Genomic DNA, 18,576 nt, shown 5'->3' with positions numbered 1-18,576 from the left:
CGTAAGCTTCCTCCTGCTCCTATTTAACTATAGTTTGCCCTGAATCTAGCAAATGTATTCTATCATTCTAGCGAAAATGTCCGAAAGTGAAAAGTGCCCTAGAGGACCTTATCACTAAATATGGCGGTCATTCATGTTCGAAGTGCTCACATGGACGATTTTATAATATAATTTACATAAACGGGATGAACGGGAATGAAACCTGTTCCGAACGACGCACGTATAAATCCTCACCATACACAGTAGAAGCACCTGGAATAAAAATTGGAAAGCTAATTTATAGGAGGATGTTCACATGTTCAATCGTTTTCTAGCCAGCATCGGGATTGGGAACGCAACGATCGATACGGTATTGGAGAAGCCGCGCTATATGCCGGGCGAGGAGGTTCGCGGTGTCGTCCGTATACGCGGAGGCAATGTGGAGCAGCAGATCGAGACGATTMATCTGTCCGTTATGACACAATATGTTCGCGAGAGCAACGACCAGAAGTACAACCAGAATGCCGAAGTCGGCCGTTATCATGTTAGCGCGCCTTTCTTGCTGAAGGCAGGAGAGAATCGCGAGGTGCCTTTCTCGTTCAACCTTCCGCATCAAACGCCGCTTACTTTCGCGCGTACGCCGGTATGGGTGAAGACGGAGCTTGATGTGCGCGGAGGCGTTGATCCAGGCGACAACGACAAGATCGAGGTTGTGCCGACGCCGCAGATGAATACGGTTCTTGAAGCGATGAACCGCCTCGGCTTCCAGCTGCGCAAAGCGGACTGTGAATACGCATCCCGTCTCGGCGGCAAGATGCCGTTCGTACAGGAGATCGAATTCGTGCCGACGACCCAATTCCGCGGACAGCTGGATGAGGTTGAAGTGATGTTCTTCCCGTCGGATCGCGAGCTCGAGATCGTGCTCCAGATCGACCGCCGCGCGCGCGGGCTTGCAAGCATGTTCGCGGAAGCGATGAACATGGACGAATCATTCGTGCGAGTCAAATATACGAATGAGCAGTTGAATCAAGGAGCAGCGACGGTATCGCATCAGCTCGCTGACATTATTGCTCGTTTCGCTCGTTAATAGCGATCAGAGACCGCAGCCGCAGCCTGGAAGACGTTCCGCTTGGAGCGCCTTCCAGGCTTTTTTTTACGATTGACCAATCAGCATACGAAAAAAAACACCTTGAACGAAATAACTGGAATTTTTCCCGCTATTACTGAGCTCGCCGACTACTTTTTATCAAATAGATGGAATAACTCCCGTTAAAATCATCTATTTTCAATCAGAAGGGGTCATATCACTGAAATTAACTGGAGTAATTCCAGTTATTCTACATTTCCGTTTGGAATCCAAATAAATAACTGGAGTAATTCCCTCTATTCCAATACAAAGAAACTTGTATGTTCGTTAATCGAGCCGTCGTAGTTTTTTTGCACGTTCGCCTCGTTTACAGCGTAGGCTTGTGTCATTTGCTGCGGACAAACGGTATAATTCATCATAGTAGAGCAATAAGGGAGGAGAACCATTTGGCCGAACCGTTAAAAGCGTTATACGACGGATTATTTATTGAACAATTCGCCGCTAAGGTGAAGGAGGCGTGGCAGCCTTTCAACGAGCGCTCCTTCGCAGAACGGGTGCGCGGCGGAGAGTGGGAGCGTCTCGAGCTGAAGGCGCGGGCAAGAGCGATTACGCTGGCGCTTGGGGCAGAGCTGCCGAGCAAGTATGAAGAAGCGATAGCCGTATTGTTCCAGATCGATGAGCAATGCTCGGGCTTGCCTTATATTTTCTTCCCTGATTTCGTAGAGGTGTACGGACTCGAGCAGCCCGATTGGGAGCTATCGTTCGCGGCGCTCGCAAGATTCACGCGGCGTTCGACCGCGGAGTTCGCTATTCGGACATTCATTCTGACCGATCAAGAGCGTACGCTTGCCCAAATGCATGCGTGGGCAGACGATTCGAATGAGCATCTAAGAAGGCTGGCAAGCGAAGGTATAAGACCGCGTCTGCCATGGGCGCAGGCGCTTCCGCTGTTTAAGCGCGATCCATCGCCGATCCTGCCGATCCTGGAGAAGCTGAAGCAGGATCCGTCGCTGTATGTGCGCAAGAGCGTGGCCAATAACCTGAACGATATCGCCAAGGACCATCCGGAGCTAGTCATAGAGCTGGCGGAGAGATGGCATGGAGAGCATGAATGGACGGACTGGATCGTCAGACATGGCTGCCGTACGTTGATCAAGCGCGCAGAGCCGCGCGTCATGCAACTGTTCGGTTACTCGGCCGCCGCAGATGAAGAGACGCTATTCACATCGGCGACGCTTAACGTAGATCCGTCCGAAGTGGCGATCGGCGGGGAAGTACAGCTGAGCTACAAGGTGCAGCTTCGCGATACCGCGCGGACGAAGGTGCGAATAGAGTACGGAATCGACTTCGTGAAGTCGGGCGGGAAAACGTCGCAGAAAAGATTTCTTTTGTCGGACAAGGAATACGCCGGCGGAGCTGTCGCTTCAGGGACGAGGACGCATCGATTCGCCGATCTGACGACACGAAAGCATTATGAAGGCGTTCATCGGTTAACCTTATGGGTGAACGGCGTTCAGGCAGCGAGCAGCGAGCTGCTCGTGAAAGGGGAAGTATAGTGGTGACTATTGGAGGAAGAGTGCTTAAGACGGGCATGGCCGTCGCGCTCTCGATCTACTTAAGCAGCCTCTTTGGCTTTGTGACGCCGCTTATTGCCGCCGTCGCAGCGATCTTCACGATTCAACCGTCGATCTATCGCTCCTGGCAGCGAGTGGCGGATCAATTGCAGACGAACCTGCTTGGCGCGCTTATCGCGCTTGCGGCTGTCAGATTGTTCGGCCATACGCCGATTGCGGTCGGGCTTGTCAGCATCGTCGTCATTCTCATTAGTATTCGGCTCAAAATGGAAAGTACGATCAGCCTGACGCTCGTCACAGTCGTGGCAATCATGGAGGCGACCGGACAAGGGTGGGATGTGGCGATCGATCGTTTCCTTATGGTTCTTACCGGCATCGGAGCTTCCTTTGCGGTGAACGTACTCGTCTTCCCGCCGCGACCGAAGCGCCAGTTCAATGAGCAGGTAAGTCAGGCCTATACTCAATTATCGTTGCTGCTGCGCACGGCCATATCGAATGAAATGAAGGAGCAGGTGTTCCGCCAAGAGAAGGACAAGCTGCATGGGACGCTGCGCAAGCTGGAAGAGCGCTACCTCGTCTTTGAAGAGGAACGCAAAATATTAGCTCGCACGAAAACCAGCCACGCCCGTAAGCTGCTCGTATCCAAGCAGATGATTAAGACGCTGCAGAAGGGCGCCGATCTGCTCGATGTCGTCGAAGAGCATTACTTCGCCTCGCCGAGCGCGAACGAATGGGCTGCGCGGTTCGACCGTCAGATCGAGGATATGACCAAATACCATGAGCACATCTTATTGAAGCATGAGGAGAAGATAAAACCGAATGCGCAGATTGAACCGGAAGAGGAGCGCGAAGGACGCCTAGTGAAGGACCTGACCGCGTATATTATGGATGATCCGGATGAGAACAAGCGCCTTGTTTTTGTCGCTTCCGCGTTGTTCGAATACGCGTATCACCTGCGCCGATTGGAGAAGCTGATCGATCAGGTGCAGCAGCGCACGGTGTCAGTGGAGGAGAAGGAAGGCTAAAGCTCAGAAAAATGAAGCAGGCTTCAGGCGTCTTGATGACGTTCTAAAGCCTGCTTCTTCTAGTTACTCCTCATCCGTCTTATTGCTGCCTTCGTGACGACGCGGATGCTGCATATGAGCTTCTATGTCGTCGTCATCATCATGCGGTACGAGCCTAGGATCGGTCTTGCCTTGATGATGATTGCTAAAGTCAAGCTCAACCAGCTCCCACTCGGTCGTGCCAAGCATCTCGTCGGCGGGAAATACGTCACCGCGCTTCATCTTCTCTTCGCGGCCCCATTCGTTCTTATAGACGCCGTCTACCTCGACCGGTTCGCCAGAGAGCGGATCCATTGCATTATGCTTCTCATTGTCGCTCATTGCCTAATACCTACCTTCCTATGATCAAAGTCCGTGCTTCGGCACTGCGGCGCGGTCGGCGGTCGATTGCTGTTCACTGGCAGCTTGCTTGCTGGCGAGATGGCGATCCGCTTTCGATTGCGCTTTGCTAGCAGCTACTTGCTGATTGGACGGTTGTGTACCGGACATGGCGGTATCCTCCCTTCGACAGAAGATCATCAACAGTTTGCCACAAAAGGAGGAATTGTATGAGTGCAATAAGGAAGGCTTAGAGCAAGCGGAGATCGCAAGAGGGACAATGGACGTCGTTCTGAGTAACGGTCTCGCCGCAAGCTGGGCAAGGCTCCGAGAAGGAAGCCGCGGGTTTCGTGAGAGGTGACGGTGAGGAAGAAGCGGAAGTTGAGGCGTCGCTCGGCGGGGCAGCTCGAAGATGAGCGGGCGTGCCGAATAACGTCTCGACCATCTCGCGTATTTCGGCATGCTTGTCCTCTCCGCTGGAAGCGATGCGAATGAAGAAGATCATCCCCGCTAGCAGCAGAAACGCCACCAGCAGAACGATTGCCGTGGCGCCGAAGCCGAACCAGGAGAACAGAAGCTGCGTATGCAGTGCCGCTGCTGCCAAGGTTGTCATTTTCGTTCACCTCAACTCATCAGTTAACTTGATAACGCGACTCCAACTTTTTGCCGCCGAACCACATCACGAGAACGGCCGTAATCGTAACGAATATGCGCCAAGGCTCATCGATTAGATTGCCGATATCGAAGCTGATAAGCGATATGCTGAAGATCATGACCGCTTTGCCGAGCAGCGTTGCGAGCATGAACGTCTTGAACGGCACATTGCTTATACCGGATACGACGGTAATGATAATGGAAGGCGTGAACGGAAAGCAGGCAAGCAGGAAGAGAGGCGTGAAGCCGCGATTCTCGACCCAAGTGAAGAAGCGCTCCGACTTCGGGAAGCGGCGCATGACCCAGCCCTTGAATCGTCTTCCGATCTTTCGGCTTATCCAGAATACGCATAATGCACCGGCCGCCGCGCCGATCCAAGAAAATAAGAAGCCGAAGCCTAAACCGTAAATGTTGGCATTGGCAGCTACGATGACGATTAGCGGCAAGAAGGGCAGGAAGGACTCGAGCATCGGCAAGAGCAATCCGGGCAACGGCCCCAGCTGCGAGTAGCTCTCCAGCGTTCGTTGAATTTGATCCAAATCCATATGTTTCAAATAATGCAGCCATTCTTGCCATTCGTTCATAAGTTAACTCCGATCTACTTGTTTGTAGCAGTTCCGCTTGCCCGAAGACCATGGAACGGAAACCATAGGTAAAAGAGGCCGATAAGGCCGAACAGAACGGCGCTGAACCAAACGACGGACGTTTCGCCATTCCAGGTGGCAATCAGTCCCCCGGCTACAGGGCCGATCATGACGCCGATTCCTTCAACGGTGGACAGGATTCCCCAACCAAGCCCCTCCTGCTTCGGCGGCACATAAGCCGCAAGCAGTGCATTCCAGGAAGGGAGTACGGTGGCGTAGGACAATCCGAGCGCCATCGCTATAAGTAAACAATACCAAAAGGATAGTCCCCATGCCAGCATGTACAAAGCGAAGGCGAAGAAACCGAAGCCGAACACGAGAAACCATTTCCTGCCGCCTAGCTTGTCCGACAGCTTGCCCATTGGAATAAGGCCTGCGGCGGCGCATGCGCCGCCGACTGTCAACAGGACGGAATATTGCGTGCCCGATATGCCGAGCCTGTTTTCCGCGAAAGCAGGCAATATCGGAACTAGCATGCTTGCCCCCATTGTCTGCAGGATCATGCCCGGCAGCAGCAGCTTCATTTGGCTCATTCTGCTCTTAAGCACGCCAAGCTGCTCGCGCATCGGCAGAAATTCGCGTTTCTGCGCGCGCTGCTTGCTCATGAACATGGAGAGCAGGCAGGCGAGCACCGATAGGCTGACGAGCAGCGTGTACGTGAACGAAGAGCTGTAATCGAGCAAAATATTGCAAACAATCGGTCCGCTTCCTAGGCCAACGAACCAAATCGTATACAGGAAGCCCATCTGCGTGCCGCGATTTCCCTCTGTTACTTTGGTCAGGCAGACGATCCAGATCGGCGACATGCCGATTCCGTAGATGGCGGCCGCGCCAATGAACATCCAAGGGAGATCGGCGAATTGCAGCAGGTAGACGCCAATAAGCGATATGAAGAGTCCGACTTGCACGATGAGACGCATGGAGAATCGGTCCAGCAAATAGCCGATTGCAATCTTGAGCAGCGTGTCGGTAATGTAGTGAGCGGATATGGCGACGCCAATCACGTCAGGGGAGAGCCCCAGCGTCTTCGCGCCGTAGATCGGCAGCAGGCTGACAAGCACGGCGCCGCGGACGAATTCGACGAAGAACATAATGATGGAGATGAGAGTCATCTCGGCTCCAAACCAGCGGGTTTGTTTTGTCGGCACGGATAAGCTCCTTATATTACAAGATAGAAGCTCTGCCCACTATAGAATGTCTCGCCAAAATATCCGAAACAATGCTGTCCGCTGCCGTATGCGCCGTCTGAAGCTGTTCGATTAATATCCTGCTGTTAGTTAAACGTATCGGATCGTCAATCAGTTTCATAATTTGCGCGCAAAGCTCGGCAGGGTCGCGTGCTATAGTGGCAGCGCCCTTCGACGATAAGTATTTCGCATTCTGTTTCTCTTGTCCGGGAACCGGCCGATAGACGAATATGGGCAGCCTGGCGGCAATCGCCTCGGAGAGCGTGACGCCGCCAGGCTTCGTGACGATGCAGGAAGCGAGCGACATCAGCTCGTGAATCGTATCGATGAAGCCGAACACCCGCAGCCGGCTGGCCTCGGGGTGGAAGGCGAACTGTTCCAGCGCAGCGGCCCTGAGCTGCTCGTTGCGTCCGCAGACGAGCGCGATCTGCAGTCGCGGATGCCGCAGCAGCAGGCTGCAGATGTCCCAGGTATCGGCAAGCGTGCCTTGCGCGCCGGGCATCATTAGGATGACCGGCCGATCAGGGGAGAGACCGTAACGGGCATACAGCATATCCGATGCGTCCAGCATGCGGAAGCTGCGCCTCAGCGGAATGCCGCTCACTTGCACCCGGCTGCCCGGAATGCCGATATGGCCAAGCTCACGCTTCAAGTCATCGGTCGCGACATAATAGCGGTCAATGCTCGGATGCACCCAGCGGCGGTGCAGGTCGAAGTCGGTAATGACGGCATAAGAGGGCGGGTGAAATACCGCCCGACGCCTGCGCGTAATGGGCGGAACGGCCAGCAACGGGAACGTATGAATAACCGCGTCGGGCCGCTCGGCGGCGATGATCCGCCTTATTTTCTCACTGCCGAACGAATGGAGCAGCCCGCCAAGCAGAGAGTTGTGCTTAATCGGCTTCGTAACGTCGTACATCCAGCCATAAAGAGAAGGCATGCGGGTATAGCTTTGTTGATAGAAGCGCCGTGTAACCTCATTGAGCCAAGGGTGCGATTCGGCCATCAGGTCAATCATAGCGGAACGATAATTGCCCCTTTCTTCGAGCGCGCCTTGAATAGCGCGGGACACCTGCAAATGTCCATCACCGTAAGAAGCGTATAGAATCAACAATTTTGGATGCCGATTATAGTCGAAACGAAGCATAGGCACACCTCCTGCCGTTAGTGTAGCGGGCATTTGTCATCTCAGCGTGAACTACGGTTGGTTTCCTTTATATTATTTTTGTATAATGGATTTAATATCCGCCTATCTAAAATTTGAAGGAGCGATAACGAAGATGGAGTATACGAAGCTAGGTCGTTCAGGTCTAAACGTAAGCCGCTTATGTCTCGGTACGATGAACTTTGGAGTAGATACGGACGAAAAGGAATCATTCCGAATTATGGATGCCGCTTTGGAGGCGGGCATTAACTTTTTTGACACCGCTAACATTTACGGCTGGGGTGAAAACTCGGGGCGTACAGAAGAAATCATCGGACGCTGGTTCAAGCAAGGCGATGGCAGACGCGAGCGCACCGTGCTTGCAACGAAAGTATATGGCGATATGCATGACGCCCATGACGGACCTAACCGCGAGGCGGGACTGTCCGCATACAAGATTCGCAGACATTTGGAGAGCTCTCTGAAGCGTCTACAGACCGATCATATAGAGCTTTATCAAATGCATCACGTTGATCGCAGCGTAGATTGGAACGAGCTGTGGAGAGCTTTCGAGAACGCGGAAGCGCAAGGAAAGATTGGCTATGTAGGCTCAAGCAACTTCGCAGGCTGGGATATTGCAGTAGCCCAAGGAGAAGCGAAAGCGAGAGGGCATATCGGCCTTGTATCCGAGCAGCACAAGTACAATCTGCTGTGCAGATTGCCTGAGCTCGAAGTGCTTCCGGCATCGCAGGCGCTTGGCCTCGGCGTAATCCCTTGGAGCCCGCTGGACGGCGGCTTGCTCGCCGGCAACCATCGCCGCAAGGACGGCGGCCGCCGCAGCGGCGACTCGAAGCGCCTGGACCAGCACCGCGAGAAGCTGGACGCGTATGCCAAGTTCTGCGACGAGCTCGGCGAGCCCGAGGATCTTGTATCGCTCGCGTGGCTGCTCGCGAACCCTGCCGTGACGGCGCCGATCATCGGCGTGCGCACGCTCGACCAGTTCAAGCGCTCGCTGCGCGCGGTTGAGATTAAGCTCGACGAGTCGGCGTTGAAGCGCATCGACGAGATCTTCCCTGGCCCTGGCGGCGACGCGCCTCGCGCCTACGCCTGGTAAGATAGCAGCCCCGGAATGCCGAATAGCGCAACAACTTTGCGCTATTAACAAAAGCGCCTCCGCCGCAAGTCGGCGAAGGCGCTAAATAACCAATCAAATCAACAGATTAAACAATACAGGGTCCTTGTTCAACTCGACGAACTGGAAGCCTTTGCGCGACATACGCTCCACGAGCGATGTGTAGTCGTCGCGATGCTTCAGTTCAATACCGACGAGAGCGGGACCATTGTCCTTATTATGCTTCTTCGTGTACTCGAACCTGGTAATATCGTCATTCGGTCCAAGCACTTGGTCTAGAAACTCGCGCAACGCACCGGCCCGCTGAGGGAAGCTCAACATGAAATAATGCTTCAAGCCTTCATAGATGAGCGAACGCTCCTTAATTTCTTGCATTCTGTCGATATCGTTATTGCCGCCGCTAACGATGCATACAACCGTCTTGCCCGCGATCTGATCGCGGAACGCTTCAAGCGCCGCAATCGGAAGCGCGCCGGCAGGTTCGGCGACGATTGCATTCTCGTTGTAAAGGTCGAGCATCGTTGTACATACTCTGCCTTCGGGAATAGCAACGACGTCATCCAGAAGTTCCTTGCATATCGCAAACGTGAGATCGCCTACCCGTTTGACGGCAGCGCCGTCTACGAACTTGTCAATTTGATCGAGCGGCGTAACTTCGCCATGGTCAAGCGAGACGCGAAGAGAAGGGGCGCCTTCGGGCTCGATGCCGATGAGCTTCGTCGTAGGCGATACAATCTTAATATAAGAAGCAACACCCGCCGCCAAGCCGCCGCCGCCGACCGTTAGGAAGACATAATCGGGAACCGAATCGGCGGCTTCCATAATCTCTTGGCCGATCGTTCCGTTGCCTGCGATTATCTTCGCATCGTCGAACGGATGAACGAAGGACATGCCGCTGCGCTCGCTTTCGGCGACCGCTTCTGCGTAAGCGTCATCGAACGTATCGCCGGTCAATATAACCTCGACCTGCGAGCCGCCGAAGAAGGACACTTGGCTCACCTTCTGGCGCGGTGTCGTGCTTGGCATATAGATTTTGCCTGGAATACCGAGCGCCTGACAGGAGTAAGCCACACCCTGAGCGTGATTGCCTGCACTAGCACAGATAACGCCTTTCTCCAGTGTCTCAGGAGACAGGGAGCGGATAAGATGGTAAGCACCGCGTATTTTGAACGATCGGACGATCTGCAAATCCTCGCGTTTAAGCAGTAGGTTGCAGCCGTAACGCTCGGAGAGCACACGATTGTATTGCAGCGGCGTACGTGTAATGACATCTTTCAAATGCATTTGGGCATGTACAATATCTTCAAGCCCGATGCGGGGTGAAGGTTCAACGTGTTGACTCATAGCGTCCATCCTCTCGATCTGTATGAATATCCATAATTATCGGTCTATTATAGCACCTTCATTGCCGAATGACCGCATTCTCTATCGAAGAAATTGACGAATAGGAGGCAAACCATGCGCAAAGCTCTCAAAAGATTAGCTATCCTAATCGGTATCCTTATACTGCTGCTCGCCTGCGGAGGCTGGTGGCTCGTATCCTACGTCGAGCCGGATGAGGAGCTCACGATGTCGTATGAGGCAATCAGCGTGAAGGACAAGGCGCTCGATATGATCAAGAAGCTGAAGCCGGAGCTTGTACTGACCGAAGCGGATATTAACAACTTGGTCAAAATGCATATGTCCGCGTCCGCCGAGCCGCTCGCTCCGGATACGACACTGGACGGCGCCGCGTTCGATTTGGACGGCGATCGTCTGATTGCAAAGCTGAACGTTACTTACAAGGATCGCTTGCCCGTACAATTGCAGGCGGAGTATAAGCTGGAGTGGCAAGCGCCGAACATCGTGCTGCGGCCTAGGGCGCTGACCGTCAAGGATATCCATTTGCCGCTGCGGATGCTAGAGACGCAAGTCATTCCGCTAGATTTGCCGCAGCAGGACGTTGTGACCGTACAGGATGTCCAGTTCAGCGGCGAGCAGATAAGTATACTTTTCAAGCTGCAACTTAAGCTGAATTTATGATGGAAATAAAGAAAGGCCGACCCCCGAGAGTCGGTCTTTCTTTTATTCTAGTAAAATTAGTTGATCGTAATGCCCGCGCTGCCGAAGCCAGTTGCGGTGAAGAGTTCGATAAGAGCATCGCCTGTAACAGAGTAAACCATCAGCAAGCGAGTAGTAGCCGTTACCGGAACAGCTATAGGAGAAGTGATACCGCTAAACGTGTCGCCGATATTAAGCAGACCAGCAGGTAGAGTCATATTAACGAGGGCGCCTGGAACAGGAGAGAATACGTTATTGGTTAAATCCGTGTTGCTATAGAGCTGCGCAGTTACAGTTGCCACACCCGTGAGCGTGATAGAAACTGTGTTGCTGAACGTAGCGGAGATCGAAGTGATTGTGCCATCGCGAGGAACGGAGAATGCCATATTTGGACCGAGAAGGGCGATATTGGCAAGGCTTGTTAAATCGATTGTTCCACCAATCAAGGATACTCCCGGAAGGGCTATGCCAAAACCGACTAGACTAACGGTTTCTACTAATCCTAAAGCAGAAATTAGAACTACAGGAATACCGGAAGCGTACGGAATGATCGAACCGGTTGTTCCAGGTTCGCCTGTAGCGCCCGTACCGCCGGTAGGTCCGATCAAGCCTTGAATCCCTTGAATGCCTTGTGCGCCAGTAGCGCCAGCAGGTCCGGCAGGTCCTTGCGGTCCAGGAGCACCGGTTGCACCGCTTCCAGCAGGCCCGATTGGGCCGACAGGACCAGTGAAACCGCGGGGACCTCTACGTCCCGTTGGAGCATTGACTTGAATTTTACCCGTTACGATTTTTTTCTTAATGACGATACAATCATCTTTTTTTCTTTTTGGATGGCAGCCAGAGATTTTAACACTACGTTTTTTCTCATAAAGATTACCCAGATGAAACACCTCCCTAGTATTTGCTCCTATCTTATGCGTGTCTTCTAACAGTGGCTTGGGGATTTGTCTGCTATGTTAAGAGAATTAGCCTTATTTCTTAAAATTAGTTGTTTGCTAGCCATAGATTCACTAGAAAAAGTAGAGAAAGTGCCTATCTCCCTTGTTTAGAGGGGGCCGTTGTACGTCAAGTAGAGGTCGAAGTACTCTATCAATTAGGTACATTTGGAGGAGGAGGGCAGATACCGGCGCAGAGCAGAAAAAGTTTGGCAGTTATAGGAAGAAGATGAGGTAGGTGTATTGACACCAAAACTGAGAATGGTTATCATATATACGAAAGTGATAATCATTATCAATAAATCAACACAACAAAAGTTGTTGCGTTAACCAGGCAGGAGGTTTCATGAGTGGGCTTGCTTTATGAGATGGTAACGAATAAACGGGAAATAAGCGTTTTGCTGCATGAGGAGAACCGTATTGCCGGACACGAAGCAGCAATTGCACGGACGCCAAAGGGAGAAGTATCCCTAGAGCATAAACAGGCAGATAACAATAATCCATTGACGCGGAGCGTATACGCGGTTGAATAAATAACGTGAAGCAGCATCAGCACAACAAGCGAACAACTGAGAATAAAGGAGAGAAACGTATGCAAACGGAAAAGAGCAGGCCCTGGAATTGGCTGCTGTTCCCTTTTTCATCGATCAAGGCAGGTCCGGACTTTTTGTACGCGGCTTCGGTTGGTCATGGTATCTACGCGATTGATGCTTCAGAGAAATGGGTGAAGCTGGGGAACGGGATGCCGGAAGGGACATCGGTTAATCGACTGCAATTGCAGCACGACCTGCTTCATGCTTGCACCAGCGACGGCTTGTATGAATGGGATGGAAGCGAGTGGGTGAATGACGGTCTGACAATCCCCTGCTATCAATACCGCCTGATCGGCGGAACTTCCTATGCGGCAACGGAGTACGGGTTGTGGGCGAAAGGAGCGGGGGGCTGGGAGAAAGCGGCTTGCTCGGATAAACGAGTCTACGATTTCATCAACTTACCTCAATATCTTGTTATTGCCAATGAGAGCGGTATTTCGCTATATGATCGCTTTATGGACGATTGGACGCATTTCGAGCTGGAGGCGAGCGTTACAAGCTTGGCCGTATATAGAGGCCATCTAATCGGAACAAGCGATAAAGGCGAGCTGTTAATCGGTGATAAAAAGGGGCGTTTCAATCGGATCCGCTTCGGTAAGCCGTTTATATTCTCCGTGCAAGCCAAAGGAAATGACATTTTTGTATGTACCGATAAGGGATTATTCCGACTTGCTTATATGAGACAGCAGGTGACGCTGCTTTCGGTGAAGCTGGGTTGCCCGGTTACGGACATCGATCTGCAGGGTGACAGTATTTATATGGCGACGTTGTTCCAGGGGATTCAAACGTTGAATAGAGGATAGAAGAAGACGGGAGGCTGATACGGTGCCAAAAGTATTAGTAGTATATGCAAGCATGACGGGCAATACGGAAGAGATGGCGGAAGCGATTGCCGCTGGGGCTGCCGAGGCGGGAGCAGAGGTCGTGTCGAAGGACGCATTCGATGCTTCCGCAGCAGAGCTGCTTGAGTATGACGGTATTATCATCGGCGCATATACGTGGGGAGACGGAGAACTGCCCGACGAGTTCATCGATTTCTATGAAGAAATGGAGGGACTTGATCTGACAGGTAAGAAGGCTGCCGTTTTCGGCTCAGGCGACACGTCGTATCCGATCTACTGCGGAGCAGTCGATACAATCGAAGAGAAGCTTAAGGAGCTAGGAGCAGACATCGCCGCTGAAAGCATCAAGTTCGAATATAACCCTTCGAACGAAGAATTAGAAGCAGGCAAGAGCGTCGGACGCCAGATCGCAGGCCTCGTTGCAGTTGTTGGTTAACTAGGGCAGAAGGGCGGCCGTTCCGATGAGTCAGACACATGAGGTATTACGGTTAGAGGATTACAAGCTGGAGGAGCTGCTTCGCAATCCTCGCCGCAACAGCGAGCGGGAGCGGGATGTTAACTGGCAGCAGTTGGCTCAATATGCGGCCAGTCATTGCGTGAACGAGTTCTATACGCTTCCATTAGAAGCTCGAACAGAGCAGTCGATAGCGGCTATTATTGAGCGGCGGTGGAGTAATCGGAATTATAAGTTTCATTCCAATGAGCATTTTTTGCAAACGAAACAGCAAGTGATTTCGCAACTAGCAGCGTTTCTCACAGGAGAGAACCGAGCCTGCGAACCGATCGTTTGCTTCGAGCAGTTTAGCGTCTATATACCGTCTATAGACTTGGAGCTCTCGCAAATTATCCAGCTTATTGTCGAGGACAATAGCCGTGATTCGGCTGCGAAAGGCTACAAGGTTCAAAAGTGCGTTTTCGAAGCAAATGAAGCAACGGTCTCCACGTTCTTCCACATGACAACGGTGTTATGTGCGCATGCGTTCGAGTGTCTTCCAGTTTCAATTGAGATTCTGTCTTTGTATAATGGAAAAAAACACGTGTATCATCCCGATAAGGCTACACTCTTGCAATCGCTAGACTATATGAGCCTGGCCAAAAGTTTGTTGCCGCTGATAGATGCGGGGCAAGTTAATTGAGGATACGAGAATAAGCAGGTTAAGAGCAATCCCGACGGGATAATTCTTAACCTGCTTATTTGTTGTTTGTTATAGACAATTGAATCCGATTTCAAGTAACATGGCAGTAGTTGCAAGGGTCATATAAGAAGCTAATGGGAGAGATCAGGTTGACAGAGGAATTATTGCTAACATTTCGTTCGCCGCCGCTGCCATTTTTTATAGAATCGAATCGATTAACCTATCGAGTTGGCGAGGAGCATCCGAATCGTTCCAACTTAGGCGTATTTGATTTGTTATTTGTAAATGAGGGGTCGCTTCATGTAGCCGAAGAAAATCGCAGATGGACGCTAGGTCCGGGAGACGTGCTCATTTTGCGCCCCGATCGTTGGCATTATTCAACGAAGCCTTGCTCGGAAAATACGGTGTTTGACTGGGTTCATTTTCAGACAGTCGGCGCATGGGAAGAGACGGAGGGCAGTCAGTCGGGCTCGCTCCGAGGCGACTATTATACATATGCGATTCGGCTGCCGAAGCATATGAAGCTTACGTATCCGGATGAGGCCAAGGTTATATTCTCTCAGCTGCATGAGGCGGCTAAGAGCTCGTCGCATGGCGCTTTCTGGGATCGTCAGCAACGGTTTCTGCATTTGCTGCAAATGCTTGACGAGGGCTGGCGCTCGGATGCGGCGAAGGCTGCTGTATCCGTCGCGGAGAGGGCTGCCGCATATTTAAAGCTTAATTATCGCAATCCGATCAGCAATACGATGCTGAGCGAGGTGCTGCAGCTTCATACCAATTACATTACACGCTCGATGACTGAGGTGTTCGGCTGTACCCCGCAGCAATATTTGCTGTATTATCGCTTGGATCAGGCCAAGCTGCTGCTCATTAAGACGGACTGGACGATCGCTCGCGTAGCGGAGGAAACGGGCTTTCGACAGACGCCGCATTTCTCGCGGCTGTTCGCCTCCAATACAGGCATGCCGCCGCTCAAATTCCGCAAGCGATTCACGATGTAGTAGTTAACGATGTTCATGAATAATTTTCCTTCAGCTAACAAAAACTGGTTTCAACAACGCTGAAGGAGAGTGCGCGATGATTGAACGGTTTTCGTTAACGGGAGAAATTGGCGATATGGTGGAGATGTTTCAAGTAAGTAAAGTAGTTCGGGGGTATACGAATCGGTTCAACGTGTCGCCGACGCAGAACGTGTCGATTGTTATGAACGATCGCTTTGGACAACGCACGATGCAGGAGTCAAGATGGGGGCTATTTCCGTTTTGGGCGAAGGATTCGGTGAATGCCGATCATACGACGTTGTCTCAAAAGCCGTTTTTGGATCGGATGCTTCGCAAGCAGCGCTGCGTCCTGCCTTGCAGCGGCTTCTTCGGCCGCAAGCAAATCGGGCAGGAGCGCGACCCAAGGGCGATGCATGTTGTCCTCCCGAATCAACCGATATTCGGCGTCGCTGCTATATATGATTCGTGGAAGGATACGAGAGGACAAGAGGTTCGCGCCTTCACCATCATTACAGCGGCCTCTTCGGGAGCGATGTCCGTATGGCAGCCCCGCGTTCCCGTTATTTTAGATGAAGAAGGAATTGAAGATTGGCTCGATCCGAAGCTGACGGAATTCGCCGGCTTACGCAAGCACTTGGAAGCAATGGATACCTATCTGATGCGCGCTTACCCCGTCACTAACGCGGTCCACGACGAATATTTCGAGTCACCCGACTGCATCCGGGAAATTCGAATCGATTACGCATAAACAAACGAACGAACGATACGAAATATGAAACGGCAAATCTAGCTGTTCCTTGCATGAAAGCCAGAGCTCAATCCGAGCCGGCATCTCAAGGGAATACCTAGCTTTGCTGTTTTTTTGTTTTGTAGAGTCTAGGGCTGTGAATTCGAAGGAAGCTCTAAAATCTGCTTTATCGGACTCTCCCGTTAGGTCAGGAAGAAGAGGAGGCAAGGCTGAAATCGGCATTATCTCACTCTCCCTTTAGATCAGGACGAGCGTTAGCTGGGGCGATGAAGATGGAATGAAGCAGGCTGGTGGATGATTTCTGAGTAAAGGGGAGAGTGTGATAAAGGGATAAAAACGTATAGTTGACCAAGCATAGGGAGTAGGAGGAGCAGTGTGAACGGTGATGGTAAGAGGGAAGTACGATAGAAAGAGGGAGAGCTCTCCCTTCTAGCTCGGGAAGATTGTTATTTCCTGAGTAGAGGGGAGAGTGTGCTAAAGGGGTTAAAAGGTGTTGATGTTTATGCGCGAGCGCGTTGGAGCTCGGCGGTTAGCAGCGGAACGACCTCGAAGAGGTCGCCTACGATGCCGTAGTCGGCGACGCCGAAGATAGGGGCGTCGGGGTCTTTGTTGATGGCGACGATGACGCGCGACTGGCTCATGCCGGCCAGGTGCTGGATGGCGCCGCTGATGCCGCAGGCGATATAGAGCTGCGGCGTAACGACTTTGCCGGTCTGCCCAATTTGCTGGGCATAGTCGCAATAACCTGCGTCGCAGGCGCCGCGGGAGGCACCGACCGCGCCGCCGAGCACGGACGCGAGCGCATGCAGCGGCTCGAAGCCCGCTGCGCTGCGCACGCCTCGCCCGCCGGAAACGACGACGTCGGCTTCGGCGAGATCGAGCTGGCCGCTCGTGCGGCGGACGAGTCCGCGCACGGCGGTATAAAGCGGCGGCACCGTGAAGGGGAGTTCCTTCACGGCAGCCGTATGGCCAGCGGCCGCATCCAGCGGCTCGGCCGCAGGCAGGTTGTTCGGGCGGACCGTGATGACCCACGGTCTGCCCGGCACGAAGCTGCGCCGCTCGAACGCCTTGCCGGCGTAGAGCGGGCGGATGAAGCCGACGTCGCCGCCATCATCGCCGGAGTCCTCGATGGCGGTGACGTCGGCGATGTGGCCGGCGCCAAGGGCCGCGGCCACGCGGGGCGCGAGCTCGCGCCCCATGGCGGTGTGGCCGAGCAGCACCGCATCCGGCGCTACCTTGGCAACGGCGGCGCCGATGGCGGCGATGTACGCCTCGGGCGCGTAAGCGCGGAGGGAAGGATCGTCGGCAATGTGCACGACGTCCGCCCCCCGCGCAGCGAGCGCGGCGGTTTCTTCCGCCGCGCCGCCGAAGCAGGCGAGAACGGCGTGGACCTCGCCGTCCTTGCCTGCCAGGCGCCTTGCGGCGCCGAGCGCCTCAAGCGCGACGCGGCGCAGGCTGCCGCTGCGGCTCTCGGCAAAAACGAGTATCGTTCTAGACATAGGTAGGCAACTCCTTTGCACGATAATTTAAAGCAGCTTCGCCTCTGTCCGCAGCAGCTCGGTCAGCGCTGCGGCTTGCTCGGCGGGAGTGCCCGCGAGCGTCTTGCCCGCAGCGCGGGGAGGAGGGGCGGATAGCCCGGAGCGTACCGTCCTTGCCTCAATGCTTATAGCCAGCTCGGACAGAGCCACCGTTCGGAGCGGCTTGCGCTTCGCCTTCATAATGCCCGGCAATGATGGATAGCGCGGCTCGTTCAGTCCTTGCTGGGCTGTAATAAGTGCCGGCAGCGGAATCGTTATCGTCTCGGTGTCGCCCTCGACGTCACGCTCGACTAACGCGTAATGCTCGGCCTCGCAGTCAACTTCATTGAGCGCGGCGCGTAAGCCCGCACGCTCCGCCGCGGCGATAATGCTTACCTTGACCGCCGCGGAAGCATGCGGCAGGCCAAGAAGCTCTGCGACCTGCAGCGCTACGCTGCCGGCACCGCTGTCAACCGCGAACAAGCCCGCCAGCACGAGATCGGGCTCAAGCGGCTGTACAAGCGCAGCTAGCGCGGATGCGGCCGCATAGCCGTCATCGCCCAAGCTTCCGTCATCGCTTAAGCGGATCGCTTCGTCTGCACCAACGGCAAGCGCCGTACGCAGCGCATCCTGCGTCCGTTCTGGTCCGCAGGCGACGGCGATGACCTGTCCTCCATGTTGATCCCGCAGCCGAATGGCCTCTTCGAGCGCATACTCGTCGTAAGGATTAATAATGAACTTGGCCGCGCTGTCATCGATGCCTCCGCCTGATACGATGATTTTTTCCTCGGTATCGAATGTTTGCTTGAGCAGCACCACGATCTTTAACATTGAAGCTCCCCTCGCTTATTCCTGTATTAGACACGCCGCTGCCGCATGAGGACGGCAGCAGCCGTTCATATGCAAGCGGCAAAGCCGAACATTGCTTATCCCATATCGGCCCTCGGCATTGTCCCATCATTGCTACCATATGTAATCGCG

The 18,576-nt window shown here is 53.4% G+C and carries 21 protein-coding genes; 11 read left to right on the top strand and 10 right to left on the bottom strand.

Annotated features, from left to right (window positions below):
* Nucleotides 1-295: 295 nt before the first annotated feature.
* The 3 genes from AC1DF0_RS20900 to AC1DF0_RS20890 all read left to right on the top strand — a co-directional run bounded on the left by AC1DF0_RS20900 (nucleotide 296) and on the right by AC1DF0_RS20890 (nucleotide 3,665).
* Nucleotides 296-1,066, top strand: a complete 771-nt coding sequence (locus tag AC1DF0_RS20900) for a sporulation protein (protein ID WP_477575180.1) — start codon at nucleotides 296-298, stop codon at nucleotides 1,064-1,066.
* A gap of 446 nt (nucleotides 1,067-1,512) precedes the next feature.
* Nucleotides 1,513-2,622, top strand: a complete 1,110-nt coding sequence (locus tag AC1DF0_RS20895; protein WP_442048138.1) for a DNA alkylation repair protein — start codon at nucleotides 1,513-1,515, stop codon at nucleotides 2,620-2,622.
* 2 nt (nucleotides 2,623-2,624) lie between these two features.
* Nucleotides 2,625-3,665 (top strand): FUSC family protein, encoded by a 1,041-nt coding sequence (locus AC1DF0_RS20890; RefSeq protein WP_477575179.1) that lies wholly within the window; start codon nucleotides 2,625-2,627, stop codon nucleotides 3,663-3,665.
* Between the two features lie 63 nt (nucleotides 3,666-3,728).
* Here AC1DF0_RS20890 and AC1DF0_RS20885 read toward each other — a convergent pair whose 3' ends face one another.
* The 6 genes from AC1DF0_RS20885 to AC1DF0_RS20860 all read right to left on the bottom strand — a co-directional run bounded on the left by AC1DF0_RS20885 (nucleotide 3,729) and on the right by AC1DF0_RS20860 (nucleotide 7,654).
* Nucleotides 3,729-4,025: a transposase gene (locus AC1DF0_RS20885; protein WP_337104062.1), complete on the bottom strand. Its 297-nt coding sequence runs from the start codon at nucleotides 4,023-4,025 to the stop codon at nucleotides 3,729-3,731.
* 24 nt (nucleotides 4,026-4,049) lie between these two features.
* Nucleotides 4,050-4,193, bottom strand: a complete 144-nt coding sequence (locus AC1DF0_RS20880; RefSeq protein ID WP_442048141.1) for a hypothetical protein — start codon at nucleotides 4,191-4,193, stop codon at nucleotides 4,050-4,052.
* Between the two features lie 79 nt (nucleotides 4,194-4,272).
* Complete coding sequence (locus AC1DF0_RS20875) at nucleotides 4,273-4,635, bottom strand: hypothetical protein (protein ID WP_442048142.1); 363 nt, start codon at nucleotides 4,633-4,635, stop codon at nucleotides 4,273-4,275.
* 19 nt (nucleotides 4,636-4,654) lie between these two features.
* The gene (locus tag AC1DF0_RS20870) at nucleotides 4,655-5,260 is read right to left on the bottom strand and encodes a TVP38/TMEM64 family protein (RefSeq protein ID WP_477575178.1); all 606 of its coding nucleotides are present in this window, start codon (nucleotides 5,258-5,260) and stop codon (nucleotides 4,655-4,657) included.
* A gap of 14 nt (nucleotides 5,261-5,274) precedes the next feature.
* Complete coding sequence (locus tag AC1DF0_RS20865; RefSeq protein WP_442048144.1) at nucleotides 5,275-6,468, bottom strand: MFS transporter; 1,194 nt, start codon at nucleotides 6,466-6,468, stop codon at nucleotides 5,275-5,277.
* 16 nt (nucleotides 6,469-6,484) lie between these two features.
* A complete protein-coding gene (locus tag AC1DF0_RS20860) occupies nucleotides 6,485-7,654 on the bottom strand; it encodes an MGDG synthase family glycosyltransferase (protein ID WP_442048145.1) in 1,170 nt (389 codons plus the stop codon).
* A gap of 133 nt (nucleotides 7,655-7,787) precedes the next feature.
* Between AC1DF0_RS20860 and AC1DF0_RS20855 the strand changes: the two genes are divergently transcribed.
* Complete coding sequence (locus tag AC1DF0_RS20855; RefSeq protein WP_337104068.1) at nucleotides 7,788-8,765, top strand: aldo/keto reductase; 978 nt, start codon at nucleotides 7,788-7,790, stop codon at nucleotides 8,763-8,765.
* 93 nt (nucleotides 8,766-8,858) lie between these two features.
* Here AC1DF0_RS20855 and ilvA read toward each other — a convergent pair whose 3' ends face one another.
* Nucleotides 8,859-10,127, bottom strand: coding sequence for a threonine ammonia-lyase IlvA (ilvA, locus tag AC1DF0_RS20850; protein ID WP_477575177.1), 1,269 nt, complete (start codon nucleotides 10,125-10,127; stop codon nucleotides 8,859-8,861).
* Between the two features lie 114 nt (nucleotides 10,128-10,241).
* Between ilvA and AC1DF0_RS20845 the strand changes: the two genes are divergently transcribed.
* Complete coding sequence (locus AC1DF0_RS20845; RefSeq protein ID WP_442048147.1) at nucleotides 10,242-10,805, top strand: hypothetical protein; 564 nt, start codon at nucleotides 10,242-10,244, stop codon at nucleotides 10,803-10,805.
* Nucleotides 10,806-10,861: 56 nt separating this feature from the next.
* Here AC1DF0_RS20845 and AC1DF0_RS20840 read toward each other — a convergent pair whose 3' ends face one another.
* Nucleotides 10,862-11,713, bottom strand: a complete 852-nt coding sequence (locus AC1DF0_RS20840; RefSeq protein WP_477575176.1) for an exosporium glycoprotein BclB-related protein — start codon at nucleotides 11,711-11,713, stop codon at nucleotides 10,862-10,864.
* A 395-nt stretch (nucleotides 11,714-12,108) separates the two neighbouring features.
* On the opposite strand from AC1DF0_RS20840, the gene AC1DF0_RS20835 reads away from it, so the two are divergent.
* The 6 genes from AC1DF0_RS20835 to AC1DF0_RS20810 all read left to right on the top strand — a co-directional run bounded on the left by AC1DF0_RS20835 (nucleotide 12,109) and on the right by AC1DF0_RS20810 (nucleotide 16,078).
* The gene (locus AC1DF0_RS20835; RefSeq protein ID WP_442048149.1) at nucleotides 12,109-12,291 is read left to right on the top strand and encodes a hypothetical protein; all 183 of its coding nucleotides are present in this window, start codon (nucleotides 12,109-12,111) and stop codon (nucleotides 12,289-12,291) included.
* 59 nt (nucleotides 12,292-12,350) lie between these two features.
* The gene (locus tag AC1DF0_RS20830; protein WP_442048150.1) at nucleotides 12,351-13,154 is read left to right on the top strand and encodes a hypothetical protein; all 804 of its coding nucleotides are present in this window, start codon (nucleotides 12,351-12,353) and stop codon (nucleotides 13,152-13,154) included.
* Between the two features lie 22 nt (nucleotides 13,155-13,176).
* A complete protein-coding gene (locus tag AC1DF0_RS20825; protein ID WP_477575175.1) occupies nucleotides 13,177-13,629 on the top strand; it encodes a flavodoxin in 453 nt (150 codons plus the stop codon).
* A 25-nt stretch (nucleotides 13,630-13,654) separates the two neighbouring features.
* Nucleotides 13,655-14,329, top strand: coding sequence for a hypothetical protein (locus AC1DF0_RS20820; RefSeq protein ID WP_477575174.1), 675 nt, complete (start codon nucleotides 13,655-13,657; stop codon nucleotides 14,327-14,329).
* 149 nt (nucleotides 14,330-14,478) lie between these two features.
* The gene (locus tag AC1DF0_RS20815; RefSeq protein ID WP_337104075.1) at nucleotides 14,479-15,330 is read left to right on the top strand and encodes an AraC family transcriptional regulator; all 852 of its coding nucleotides are present in this window, start codon (nucleotides 14,479-14,481) and stop codon (nucleotides 15,328-15,330) included.
* Between the two features lie 76 nt (nucleotides 15,331-15,406).
* Nucleotides 15,407-16,078, top strand: coding sequence for an SOS response-associated peptidase (locus AC1DF0_RS20810; protein WP_477575173.1), 672 nt, complete (start codon nucleotides 15,407-15,409; stop codon nucleotides 16,076-16,078).
* Nucleotides 16,079-16,578: 500 nt separating this feature from the next.
* Here the strand turns inward: AC1DF0_RS20810 and AC1DF0_RS20805 are convergent, their stop codons facing one another.
* Nucleotides 16,579-17,577, bottom strand: coding sequence for an electron transfer flavoprotein subunit alpha/FixB family protein (locus AC1DF0_RS20805; RefSeq protein ID WP_477575172.1), 999 nt, complete (start codon nucleotides 17,575-17,577; stop codon nucleotides 16,579-16,581).
* Nucleotides 17,578-17,604: 27 nt separating this feature from the next.
* Nucleotides 17,605-18,426, bottom strand: a complete 822-nt coding sequence (locus AC1DF0_RS20800) for an electron transfer flavoprotein subunit beta/FixA family protein (protein WP_477575171.1) — start codon at nucleotides 18,424-18,426, stop codon at nucleotides 17,605-17,607.
* Between the last annotated feature and the right edge of the window lie 150 nt (nucleotides 18,427-18,576).

Source organism: Paenibacillus sp. 05T425 (assembly GCF_056396205.1).
Note: the sequence above shows the minus strand (reverse complement) of the source record. Positions and strands in the feature narration are given on the sequence as shown.